General features: G+C 73.4%; 10 protein-coding genes. 2 read left to right on the top strand and 8 right to left on the bottom strand.

Features of this window, described 5'->3' with window-relative positions; translation table 11 throughout:
- Positions 1-54: 54 nt before the first annotated feature.
- Genes OG309_RS17920 through pdhA form a run of 3 tightly spaced genes read right to left on the bottom strand, consistent with a single transcriptional unit; the run spans position 55 to position 3,589 of the window.
- Entirely contained in the window at positions 55-1,398 is a 1,344-nt protein-coding gene (locus tag OG309_RS17920; protein WP_329422091.1) for a dihydrolipoamide acetyltransferase family protein, read from the bottom strand.
- The gene (locus OG309_RS17925) at positions 1,398-2,429 is read right to left on the bottom strand and encodes an alpha-ketoacid dehydrogenase subunit beta (protein ID WP_329422092.1); all 1,032 of its coding nucleotides are present in this window, start codon (positions 2,427-2,429) and stop codon (positions 1,398-1,400) included. The genes OG309_RS17920 and OG309_RS17925 overlap by 1 nt, the downstream gene beginning before the upstream one ends.
- Complete coding sequence (gene pdhA, locus OG309_RS17930; protein ID WP_329422094.1) at positions 2,426-3,589, bottom strand: pyruvate dehydrogenase (acetyl-transferring) E1 component subunit alpha; 1,164 nt, start codon at positions 3,587-3,589, stop codon at positions 2,426-2,428. The genes OG309_RS17925 and pdhA overlap by 4 nt, the downstream gene beginning before the upstream one ends.
- A 178-nt stretch (positions 3,590-3,767) precedes the next feature.
- On the opposite strand from pdhA, the gene OG309_RS17935 reads away from it, so the two are divergent.
- Positions 3,768-4,373 (top strand): Lrp/AsnC family transcriptional regulator, encoded by a 606-nt coding sequence (locus OG309_RS17935; protein ID WP_443067576.1) that lies wholly within the window; start codon positions 3,768-3,770, stop codon positions 4,371-4,373.
- A gap of 225 nt (positions 4,374-4,598) precedes the next feature.
- Here the strand turns inward: OG309_RS17935 and OG309_RS17940 are convergent, their stop codons facing one another.
- Together OG309_RS17940 and OG309_RS17945 are read right to left on the bottom strand one after the other, a co-directional pair.
- Entirely contained in the window at positions 4,599-5,192 is a 594-nt protein-coding gene (locus tag OG309_RS17940) for a TetR/AcrR family transcriptional regulator (RefSeq protein ID WP_329422096.1), read from the bottom strand.
- On the bottom strand, positions 5,189-6,760 hold the full coding sequence (locus OG309_RS17945; RefSeq protein ID WP_329422098.1) for a 3-hydroxyacyl-CoA dehydrogenase: 1,572 nt from the start codon (positions 6,758-6,760) through the stop codon (positions 5,189-5,191). The genes OG309_RS17940 and OG309_RS17945 overlap by 4 nt, the downstream gene beginning before the upstream one ends.
- 121 nt (positions 6,761-6,881) lie before the next feature.
- Here OG309_RS17945 and paaN point away from each other — a divergent pair, with 121 nt between their 5' ends.
- Positions 6,882-8,579, top strand: coding sequence for a phenylacetic acid degradation protein PaaN (paaN, locus tag OG309_RS17950; RefSeq protein WP_329422099.1), 1,698 nt, complete (start codon positions 6,882-6,884; stop codon positions 8,577-8,579).
- Between the two features lie 105 nt (positions 8,580-8,684).
- Here paaN and OG309_RS17955 read toward each other — a convergent pair whose 3' ends face one another.
- The 3 genes from OG309_RS17955 to OG309_RS17965 all read right to left on the bottom strand — a co-directional run bounded on the left by OG309_RS17955 (position 8,685) and on the right by OG309_RS17965 (position 11,592).
- The gene (locus tag OG309_RS17955) at positions 8,685-9,320 is read right to left on the bottom strand and encodes a TrmH family RNA methyltransferase (protein WP_329428406.1); all 636 of its coding nucleotides are present in this window, start codon (positions 9,318-9,320) and stop codon (positions 8,685-8,687) included.
- A 107-nt stretch (positions 9,321-9,427) separates the two neighbouring features.
- The gene (locus OG309_RS17960; RefSeq protein ID WP_329422101.1) at positions 9,428-10,651 is read right to left on the bottom strand and encodes an HTTM domain-containing protein; all 1,224 of its coding nucleotides are present in this window, start codon (positions 10,649-10,651) and stop codon (positions 9,428-9,430) included.
- On the bottom strand, positions 10,648-11,592 hold the full coding sequence (locus OG309_RS17965) for a DUF5819 family protein (RefSeq protein WP_329422104.1): 945 nt from the start codon (positions 11,590-11,592) through the stop codon (positions 10,648-10,650). Before OG309_RS17965 ends, OG309_RS17960 begins: the two co-directional genes overlap by 4 nt.
- Between the last annotated feature and the right edge of the window lie 40 nt (positions 11,593-11,632).

An 11,632-nucleotide genomic window follows, 5' to 3' on the forward strand; every position in this document is an offset into this window, starting at 1 on the left:
CGGGAACCGCCGGGGCCCCGTGCCCCGGCCGGTGTCCGCCCCGGCGGAGTCCTGTCACAGCGTGCGCAGTAGCACCGCCGGATTCTCGACGCAGTCGGCGACGTAGCGGAGGAAGCCGCCGGCCGTCCCTCCGTCGCAGACCCGGTGGTCGAAGGTCAGCGACAGCTGCACCACCTGACGTACCGCCAACTCGCCCTGGTGCACCCACGGCTTGGGAACGATCCGCCCCACGCCGAGCATGGCCGCCTCGGGGTGGTTGATGATCGGCGTGGAGCCGTCGACGCCGAACACCCCGTAGTTGTTCAGGGTGAACGTGCCGCCGGTCAGGTCCGCCGGGGTGAGCGTCCCCTGGCGCGCCGACTCCGTCAGCCGGGCGAACTCGGCGGTGAGCGACTCGGCGGTGCGCCCGCCGGCCTCCTTGACGACGGGGACGACCAGCCCGCGTTCGGTCTGGGCGGCGAAGCCCAGGTGCACGGAAGGCAGCCGGACGATCTCCCGCGCGGCCGTGTCCACCGTGGAGTTGAGCTCCGGGAAGCGCGCCAGGGCGTGGGCGCAGATCCGGGCGAGCAGCGCGAGCACGGAGATCTTCGGCCCGCCGGCCGCGTTCATGGCAGCGCGCGCGGCCATGAGCTCGGTGGCGTCGGCGTCGACCCAGCAGGTCGCGTCGGGGATCTCCGTACGGCTGCGGGACAGCTTGTCGGCCACCGCGCCGCGCACTCCGCGCAGCGGTATCCGCTCACCGGCGGCTGGCGCGACGGCGGCGGCCACGGGGGCCGGGGCGGCGGGCCGGGACCGTACGGCGAGGGCGGTCTCGACGTCCGCGCGCAGGATCAGCCCGTCGGGCCCGGAGCCCTGGACCTCCCGCAGGTCGAGCCCCTCGTCCCGGGCCAGCTTGCGCACCAGCGGGGAGATGACGGGCACGGGCCCCGTGGGCGCGGCGGGCACCGCGGCGACCGGCGCCACGACGGGCGCCACGGTGGGCGACTCCCGGCGGACCCGGCGGCGTCGCGCCGCGGGCCCGGCCGTGCCGTAGCCGACGAGCACGTTGCCGGAGTACTCCGAGGACTCGGCCGACTCGGCGTCCGCCGTGGCGGACCCGGCGGCGCCGACGCCCGCGAGCGCGTCGGGACCGACCGCCGCGACACCCTCCGCGCCGCCGACCGCGACCGTCAGGAGCGGCGCGCCGACCGGCAGTTCCGTGCCTTCCTCGCCGAAGCGGGCGGTGACCACGCCCCCGTACGGGCAGGGCACCTCCACCATCGCCTTGGCCGTCTCGACCTCGACGACGGGCTGGTCGATGGCGACGACGTCCCCGACGTTCACCAGCCAGCGCACGATCTCGGCCTCGGTGAGGCCCTCGCCGAGGTCGGGCAGCTTGAATTCGAGCACCTGGGCCATCAGCTCCCCGCCTCCCACTGGAGCCGGGCGACTGCGTCCAGGACCCGGTCCACGCCGGGCAGGTGGTGGCGCTCCAGCATCGGCGGCGGGTACGGGATGTCGAAGCCCGCGACCCGCAGCACCGGCGCCTCCAGGTGGTGGAAGCAGCGCTCGGTGACCCGGGCGGCGATCTCGCCGCCGGGCCCGCCGAAGCCGGTGGACTCGTGCACGACGACCGCGCGGCCGGTGCGCTTCACGGAGGCGCTGACGGTCTCGTCGTCGAACGGCACGAGCGAGCGCAGGTCGACGACCTCCAGGTCCCAGCCCTCGGCCCGGGCGGCCTCGGCGGCCTCCATGCAGACCGGCACGGAGGGGCCGTAGGTGATGAGGGTGGCGCTGGTGCCGCGGCGGCGCACCACCGCCTTGCCGATCGGCTCCACCGCGGCGGGCGCCTCGGGGGACCAGTCGGACTTCGACCAGTAGAGCCGCTTGGGCTCCAGGAAGATCACCGGGTCGTCGGAGGCGATCGCGGCACGCAGCAGCCCGTAGGCGTCCTCGACCGTCGCCGGGGTGACGACGTGGAGGCCAGGAGTCGCCATGTAGTAGGCCTCGGAGGAGTCGCTGTGGTGCTCGACCCCGCCGATCCCGCCGCCGTACGGCACCCGGACCACGATCGGCATCGGCATGGCGCCGCGGGTGCGGTTGCGCATCCGGGAGACATGGCTGATGAGCTGCTCGAACGCCGGGTAGGCGAACGCGTCGAACTGCATCTCCACGACCGGCCGCAGCCCGTACATGGCCATGCCGACGGCCGTGCCGAGGATGCCCGCCTCGGCCAGCGGCGTGTCGGTGCAGCGGTCCTCGCCGAACTCCTTGGCGAGGCCGTCGGTGACCCGGAAGACACCGCCGAGTGTGCCGACGTCCTCGCCGAGGACGTGGACCGTGGGGTCCTCGGCCATCGCGTCGCGCATGGCCCGCTGGAGGGCCTGCGCCATGGTGGCGGGCTTGGCCGCCGCCTTCGCGGCCGGCCTCGCGGTCGTGTGGGTGGTCATCCCGCCTCGCTCTCGGCGTCGAGCTCCGCCCGCAGCTGCTCCGCCTGCTCGCGCAGCTGCGCGGTCTTCTCGGCGTACACATGGGCGAACAGGTCCATCGGGTCGAGCACGGGGTCGGCGTTCATCCGCTCGCGGAGTGCCGCCGCCATCGTCTCGGCGGCCTCGGCCGCCTCGCGTCGGCCGTCCTCGTCGAGGAGGCCGCGCTCGGTCAGCTCCCGCTCCAGGAGCAGGATCGGGTCGTGCGCCCGCCAGGTCTCGACCTCGCTGTCGCCGCGGTAGCGGGTGGCGTCGTCGGCGTTGGTGTGGGCGTCGATCCGGTAGGTGATGGCCTCGACGAGGGTGGGCCCGCCGCCGCGCCGGGCGCGGGTGACGGCCTCGGTGAGCACCTGGTGGACGGCGACGGCGTCGTTGCCGTCGACGAGCCGGCCCGGCATGCCGTAGCCGACGGCCTTGTGGGCCAGGGAGGGGGCCGCGGTCTGCTTGGCCAGCGGCACGGAGATCGCGAAGCCGTTGTTCTGCACGAAGAAGACCACCGGGGCCTGCCACACGGCGGCGAAGTTCAGCGCCTCGTGGAAGTCGCCCTCGCTGGTGCCGCCGTCGCCGACCATGGCGAGCGCGACCACGTCGTCGCCCTTCAGCCGGGCGGCGTGGGCCAGGCCCACCGCGTGCGGGAGCTGGGTGGCGAGCGGGGTGCACAGCGGGGCTATGCGGTGCTCGTGCGGGTCGTATCCGGTGTGCCAGTCGCCGCGCAGCAGGGTCAGCGCCTGGACGGGGTCGAGCCCGCGGGCCACGGCGGCGAGCGTGTCGCGGTACGAGGGGAAGAGCCAGTCCCGCTCCTCGAGGGCCAGCGCGGCGGCCACCTCGCAGGCCTCCTGGCCCGTCGTGGAGGGGTACACGGCGAGGCGGCCCTGCTTGGTGAGGGCGGTCGCCTGCGCGTTGTACCGGCGGCCGCGCACGAGCTCCGCGTAGAGGCGGCGCAGCAGCTCCGGGTCGGCGTCGGCCACGGCGTCGGTGCCGAGCACGCGCAGCGGCTCGGCGTCCGGCAGCAGCGGGGCGGGGTCGGTACGCGGCTGCCAGGCGGGCGGCGGGGTGGGCCGGTAGGCGAGTGCGGCACCGGGGGGCTCTTGGACTGTCGAACTGCGCTGTTGCAACGAGTCCACCTCCTCGTGGGAGCGGGCATAAGACCCGAAGGCGGGTGGCGCGAAATGTGGCGCGCCTCACCTACCGATTGTTCGGTCGTGGAGGCATTTTGGCTACAGGCACCTTCAGCCTGTGGACAAACGGTTCTCCACAGCTTGGGATGGGTGCAGGTCGTCCACAGGAGAGAGGCGGGGGGACATGGCGGATGAACAAATGGCCGACATCGAGGAGCGCACCGTCGACGAGCTCCTGAACGCGCCCCCCGGCGCCGCCCCCTCGACGGGCGCTCCGGCGGGCCCTGGAGGATCTCCGGCGGGCCCTGCCATCGTCTCCCCGATGCCGCCGGCCCGCCCGCTGGACGCGATCGACCGGGACATCCTGCGGCTGCTCCAGGCGGACGGGCGCGCCTCGGTCCGCTCGGTGGCCGAGCGGGTCCACGTCTCGCGCGCCAACGCGTACGCTCGGATCAACCGGCTCATCGACGACGGGGTGATCCGCGGCTTCAGCGCCCGCGTCAACCACGAGCGGGCGGGGCACGGCGCCTCCGCGTACATCACGCTCAAGATCGTCCAGAACTCGTGGCGCACCGTGCGCGAGCAGCTCCAGGCCCTGCCGGGGGCCGCGCACATCGCGCTGGTCAGCGGCGACTTCGACGTCCTGCTACTGGTCCACACCCCGGACAACCGCACCCTGCGGGAGCTGGTGCTCACCCGCCTCCAGTCGATCCCGGAGGTGCTCTCCACCCGCACCCTGCTGGTCTTCGAGGAGACCGACCTCGACCCGGACCCGGAACAGCGGGGCTGAGAGAACCCGGCACCGGGGACCGGGGGCCGGGCGGTCTGAGCGAGGCGCCCGGCCCCGGGAGCCCCACCAGGCCCCGGGAGCCCCCACCAGGCCCCGGGAGCCCCCACCAGGCTCTGGGAAACCCCACCGTGCCCGGAAACCCCACCGTGCCCCAGAGGCCCACACAGGGCCCCTCAGGAGTCCCCGGGGTGCACAGGAAAGCCCGGCAAGGCCCCCACACGCCCCTCAGCGGGCCGTACGCAGCCCTCCGAAGGCCATGCGCACGACGGTCTCCGCCAGCTGATCGTCCTCCGCCGGGGCGTCCGGGTGCGGCCGGTACCACTCCACCAGCGAGTTGATCATGCCGAAGAGCAGCCTGGTGGCGAGCCGGATGTCCAGGTCGGCCCTGAGGTCGCCGTCGGCGGCCGCCGCCTTGAGGAGGTCGGCCAGCCGGTGGTCGAACTCGCGGCGGCGCTCCATCGCCCACCGCTCGGTCTTCGTGTTGCCCCGCACCCGCAGCAGCAGCGTCACGTACGGGAGCTCCTCGATCAGCACCTCCACGGTGCGCCGGGTCACGTACTCGACCCGCTCGACGGCGCGGCCGCGGCCCGCGCCCGGCTCGTCGAGCACCGCGAAGAGCCCGTCGAGCGCCCGGCTGACGGCACGCCGCAGCAGCTCCTCCTTGCCCGCCACGTGGTGGTAGATCGAGGACTTGGAGATCCCGGCCGCCTTGGACAGGTGCTCCATGGAGGTGCCGTCGTAGCCGCGCTCGTTGAAGACGCGCACGGCGACGGAGAGCAGCGTGTCGGGGGTGTACGTGTCGCGTCGCGCGGTGGTCATCGGCTCTCCTCCGCCGCTGCGGCCTCTTCGTCGTAGCCGCGCCGCGCGAGGGCGAGCGAGGGCGCGTAACGGCCGGTGGGGTAGCGCTCGTGCAGGTTGCCGAGCAGGTCCCGCAGCCCCGCGAAACCGATCCGGCCGGCCCACTCCAGGGGCCCGGCCGGGTAGTTGACGCCGAGCCGCATCGCGGTGTCGACGTCCTCCGCCGAGGCGACGCCCCGGTCGACCGCGTCGGCCGCGAGGTCGGCGAGCAGCGCGACCGTGCGGGCGACGATCATGCCCGGTACGTCGCCGATCACGGAGACCTGCTTGCCGAGCGCCTGGAAGAGCCCGACGGCCTCCTCCAGCGTCTCGGGGGAGGTGCGCGCGCCGGTGGACAGAACGATCCTGCCCGCCCGCGCGTAGTCCAGGGCGAGGTCGAAGTAGACGACCTCCTCGTTGAGGAACTCGAAGGACGTCTCGCCGTCCGCGAGGTGCAGCCGGCCGCCGCCGGGCAGCGCGACGTACCCGGTGCCGCCCTTGCGCCGGACGGTGATCCCCGCCTGCTCGAAGAGCTCGACGAGCGGCCCGGCGGGCCCGAGGTCGCCGCGCACGGTGACCGTCGCGGGCGCCTTCGCCGGCGGTGCGGTGTGCGGCTCGGGACGGACGGCGCCCTCCGCGTACGGGAACCAGCCGTGCCCCGACTTGCGGCCCAGCCGCCCCGACTCGACCAGACGGCGCTGCGCGAGCGAGGGCGTGAACTTGGGGTCCTGGAAGAAGGACTCCCATACGGAGCGGGTCACGGCCTCGTTGACGTCCTGGCCGATGAGGTCGGTCAGCTCGAAGGGGCCCATCCGGAAGCCGCCGGACTCGCGCAGCGCCGCGTCGATCGTGGCGGGGTCGGCCGCGCCCTCCTCGTAGAGGCGCAGCGCCTCCGCGTAGAAGGGGCGGGCGATCCGGTTCACGATGAAGCCGGGGGTGTCGGCGCAGCGCACCGGCGTCTTGCCCCAGCTCCTGGCCGTCTCGTACGCGCGCGTGGCGGCGGCCGGCTCGGTGGCGAAGCCGCTGACGACCTCGACGAGCGGCAGCAGCGGGGCCGGGTTGAAGAAGTGCATCCCGACGAAGCGCCCGGGCAGCCGCAGGCCGCCCGCGATGGCGGTGACGGAGAGGGAGGAGGTGTTGGTGGCGAGCACGGTGTCCTCGCCGACGAGCTCCTCCAGGTCGGCGAAGAGGCGCTGCTTGACCGCGAGCTGCTCGACGATCGCCTCGACGACCAGGGCGGCGTCGGCCAGCTCCGCGAGCTCGGCCGCCGCGTGCAGCCGGGCGACGGCGGCGTCGCGCTGCGGCGCGTCGAGCCGGCCCTTCTCGACGAGCCGGTCCAGGCGGGCCGCGACGCCGGTCACGGCCTCCTCGGCGCGGCCCGGGGCGCTGTCGTAGAGGCGGACGGGATGGCCCGCGAGGAGGGCGACCTGGGCGATGCCCTGGCCCATGGTGCCCGTGCCGACGACGGCGACGGTACGGCTCGGATCGATGGGTCCGGCTCCGTCGGCCGACACCGCGTCGCTCCCCTGGACGGTCGTGTTGGCGGTCATAGGAGTGATCCTCCCCGATGGGTTTTCCACAGGATCGGCGGACCCCCTTGTCCCGACCGATCGTTCGGTTACTCTAACTCCGTACGCCTGCCCCTGCCCAGCTCATTGAGGAGTTGCGCCCATGGCCGCCGCTCAGCTGACCACCGACCGTCTGGCCGACAAGCACCGGTCCACCCTGGATCAGGCCCTCGACACCATCCGCACGCGCGCGTACTGGTCTCCGTACCCGGAGCATCCCAAGGCCTACGGGGAGGGCGGTTCGCTGGACGCGGCCGCCGGTCTCGACGCCTACAAGGCCCTGCTCGACACCCGCTTCGAGCTCGACCAGCCCGGCACCGACGACTGGACCGGCGCGGAGGTCTCGCCGTACGGCCCGGCCCTCGGCATCACGTACCCGCACGCCGACATCGACGTCCTGCTGCCCGCGATGCGCGCCGGCATGGGCGCCTGGCGCGACGCGGGCCCCGAGACCCGAGCCCTGGTCTGCCTGGAGATCCTCGCCCGGATCTCCGCCCGCACCCACGAGTTCGCCCACGCCGTCATGCACACCAGCGGCCAGGCCTTCATGATGGCCTTCCAGGCCGGCGGCCCGCACGCCCAGGACCGCGGCCTGGAGGCGGTGGCGTACGCGTACGCGGAGCAGACCCGCACGCCCGCCGGCCGCGCCGACTGGTCCAAGCCGCAGGGCAAGCGCGATCCCCTGGAGCTGTCCAAGGAGTTCACCCCGGTCGCCCGCGGCATCGCGCTGATGATCGGCTGCAACACCTTCCCGACGTGGAACGGCTACCCGGGCCTGTTCGCGTCGCTGGCCACCGGCAACCCGGTCCTGGTCAAGCCGCACCCGCGCGCGGTCCTCCCGCTGGCCCTCACGGTCCGCGTCGCCCGCGAGGTCCTCGCCGAGGCCGGCTTCGACCCCAACCTGGTGGCGCTGGCCGCCGAGCGTCCCGGCGAGGGCATCGCGAAGACGCTGGCCGTCCGCCCCGAGGTCCGGATCATCGACTACACCGGCTCGACCGCCTTCGGCGACTGGCTGGAGGCCAACGCGCGCCAGGCGCAGGTCTACACGGAGAAGGCCGGCGTCAACACGGTCGTCGTCGACTCGACCGACGACTACAAGGGCATGCTCTCCAACCTGGCGTTCTCGCTGTCCCTGTACAGCGGCCAGATGTGCACCACCCCGCAGAACCTGCTGATCCCCCGCGAGGGCATCGCCACCGACCAGGGCCCGAAGGCGTACGACGAGGTCGTCGCCGACCTCGCGGGCGCGGTCGGCGGCCTGCTCGGCGACGACGCCCGGGCGAACGCGCTGCTCGGCGCCCTGGTCAACCCGGACGTGAAGGCGCGTCTGGAGGCCGCGGCGGGCCTGGGCGAGGTCGCGCTGGCCTCCCGCGAGGTGGCGAACCCGGACTTCCCGCAGGCCGTCGTCCGCACCCCGGTCATCGTGAAGCTGGACGGCTCGAAGCCGGACGCGGAGGCGGCGTACTTCTCCGAGTGCTTCGGCCCGGTCTCCTTCGCCGTCTCCGTCGACTCGACCGCCGACGCCCTGGAGCTGCTGCGGCGCACGGTCCGCGAGAAGGGCGCGATGACGGTCGGCGCGTACACGACCTCGGCGGACACCGAGCGGGCCGTGGAGGAGGTCTGCCTGGAGGAGTCGGCGCAGCTCTCGCTGAACCTGACGGGCGGCGTCTACGTGAACCAGACGGCCGCGTTCTCCGACTTCCACGGCTCGGGCGGCAACCCGGCGGCGAACGCGGCGCTGTGCGACGGCGCCTTCGTCTCCAACCGCTTCCGCGTGGTGGAGGTCCGCCGCCAGGCCTGACCTCCCGCCCTGTGACCCCGGCCCTCCGGGGTCACAGGCCCCGGAGGCCCCGGAACACCAGGGCGCGGGGCGTGCCCGGCGGCTCGGCGGCCGCCCCCGAGCCCGCTACTGCGGGTCCGGGACGTCGGCGTACCGCTGCACCCAGGCGTGCATGGCGACGGCGGCCGCGGCCCCCGCGTTGATCGACCGGGTCGAGCCGAACTGGGCGATCGAGCAGACCATCGCGGCGTGCTTCCGTGCCTCCTCGGTGAGGCCCGGCCCCTCCTGCCCGAACAGCAGCACACAGCGGCGCGGCAGCACGGTGCGCTCCAGCGGCACCGCGCCCGGCAGGTTGTCGATGCCGATGATCGGCAGGTTCTCGGCCGCCGCCCAGGCGGTCAGCGCCTCGGTGTCCGGGTGGTGGCGCACATGCTGGTAGCGGTCGGTGACCATGGCCCCGCGCCGGTTCCAGCGCCGCCGCCCCACGATGTGGATCTCCTTCGCGAGGAAGGCGTTGGCGGTCCGCACCACCGAACCGATGTTGAAGTCGTGGCCCCAGTTCTCCACCGCCACGTGGAAGCCGTGGCGGCGGGTGTCCAGGTCCTCGACGATCGCCTCGCGCGTCCAGTACCGGTAACGGTCGACGACATTGCGCCGGTCCCCGCCCGCCAGCAGCTCGGGGTCGTAGCGCTCGCCCCGCGGCCAGGGCTCCGGGTGCGGCCCGACGCCGACCTCGGGGCCGTACCCCTCGTCGTACTGGATCGGCTCGCTCGGCTCGCTCTTCCCGGACGGCTCGGACGGTGCGGACGGTGCGGACGGTGCGGACGGCTCGGTGCTCCCGACGGGCCGGGGCTGTTCCTCGGTGGTGCTCACCCGACGAGGGTACGGGGACGTGGCGCCGGAGCCTCCTCCTCCGCGGGCGGCTCCCGCCGCAGCAGCCGGTCCCGGCCCCGCGCCGCCCGCACGCCCAGCCACAGCAGGAAGCCCGTCGGCAGGAAGACCGCGTCCGCGGAGATCATCGCGAGCGAGAAGACGGGCAGCCCCAGCAGCACGGCGATGCCGGCGTGCTCCAGCATCATGACCCCGAGCAGGACGTTCTTGACCTTGCGGTTGAAGAGCGTGAAGGGGAACGCGACCTGCACGATCACCGTGCCGTAGGTCAGCAGCAGCACCATCACGCCGCTGGTGCCCAGCAGCTCGGAGAGGGCCGGCCAGGGGGAGAAGTAGTCCAGCTTGAGCGGGTAGTACAGCGCGGTGCCGTCCTGCCAGCGCGAACCCTGGATCTTGTACCAGCCGGCCGTCGCGTAGATCAGGCAGACCTCCACCATGATCACGAGGAGGGCCGCGTTGTGGGTGAGGTTGGCGATGACGTCGAGCAGGGTGCGCGGCTCGTCGGCGGCGTACCGGCACACCAGCCACCACAGCCCCTGCCCCAGCCACAGGACCCACAGCAGCACCACGAGCCACCATTCCCCGGTGATGTCGGAGAAGTAGGTGGTGGCCAGCAGGAGGCCGCCGAGGAGGGTCCACAGCACCGGCCCCACGAGGTCGCGGTCCGGACCGCCCGCCGCGCCGCTCCGTGCGCGCCGGGCCGCCCGTCGGGCGTCCAGCGACCAGACCTGGCCGCAGCGGGTGAGGACGAGGTAGAGCGCCATGATGTGGACGACGTTGTCGCCGCCGTCGCCCATGAAGATGGAGCGGTTCTGCAGGGACAGGACGCCGGCCATGAAGACCACGGACACGGCCCGGGTGTGCCAGCCGAGCAGCAGCAGGAGCGAGGAGAGCGCCGCGAGCCCGTAGACGAGCTCGAACCAGAGCCGCCCGTCCGACCACATCAGGGCGGTGAAGGCGTGGTTGTCGGTGATCAGCCGGCGGCCCATCTCCCAGGACCAGGGGCCGTCGGGCCCGTACAGCTCCATGCGGTGCGGCCATTCGCGCAGCAGGAACAGCAGCCAGGTGAACGAGAAGCCGATCCGGACGATCGCCGTCTGGTACGGGCCGAGGGCCTCGGCCGTGACCTTCTGGAGGGCGCGGGCGAGCCGCCGCTCGAAGGGGACGCGGGGCTGCGCGGGGGCAGCGGGGGTGCGGCTCATCGGCCGGCCTCCGTACGGTTCGGCGCGAGACTCCGGGCTTCGGCGCCCGCGGCCCCGGCGGGCCGGTCGGGATCGGTGATCCGCCACCACGGATACGAACGGAAGACCGGCTTCGTGTCGGTCTTCTCACCGCTCCACGAGGGGGCCGGGACGGGCCGGGTCACGGAGCGCAGCTGGACCCGCTGGACCGTGCCGCCGAGCTCCCGCTCGTCGAGGCGGCGCATCACGATCCGCCGCATGTAGCTCTCGGAGAGCTCTCCGCGCAGCCCGTTGGGGCGGTGGTCGTCGGTGTGGGAGTTCAGGTAGAAGTCCCAGGCCCGGCGCAGCTCGTTCTGCTCGGTGTGGCTCGGCAGGAGGCTGCCGCGGATGTTCGCGGCGTCCTGGCCGGTGAGGTCGATCCAGCCGGTGGTCCTGCGTCCGCCGTCACCGGCCACCTGCGCGCGCACCTGGACGGCGACGTTCTGCTGGAGCGGGTTGGGGGCGAAGAGCTTCCAGTTCTGTTCGAACTCGGGGTAGACCCAGTCGTCGACGGCCTCGCCGTGCTGCTTGGTCAGCGTGTTCGACGGGGCGACGTGCAGGAACACCATCCCGAGATGCACGCAGGCGAAGACGCCGAGAACGGCGAGCGCGACGGCGGCGACCACCTGGTACGGGAGCGAGAGCGCGGCGATCCCGGTACGGGGCACGGCCGGAGGAGCGAGCCCGTCCTGCGGCGCGGGGGCGTCCTCAGGCTCGGGGGCGTCCTGCGGCAAGCTGCCGTCCTGCCGTACGAGACCGGAGTCGGGATCCCGGACCTGCCTGGCGGAGTCCTCGGTGTCACCGGACTCCTCGGCACCTCTGCCGTCCCCGGCGCCCCCTGTGCCCCCGGCTTCCCCCGTGTCCCTGCTGGTCCTGGCCTCCCCGACGCCCTCTTCCACGCCTCCGTCGTCGTACGAGTCCATCGCGCCCCGCTCCCGATCGGCCCAAGCAGTTATCCACAGA

Source organism: Streptomyces sp. NBC_01268, from assembly GCF_036240795.1.
Lineage (GTDB): Bacteria > Actinomycetota > Actinomycetes > Streptomycetales > Streptomycetaceae > Streptomyces.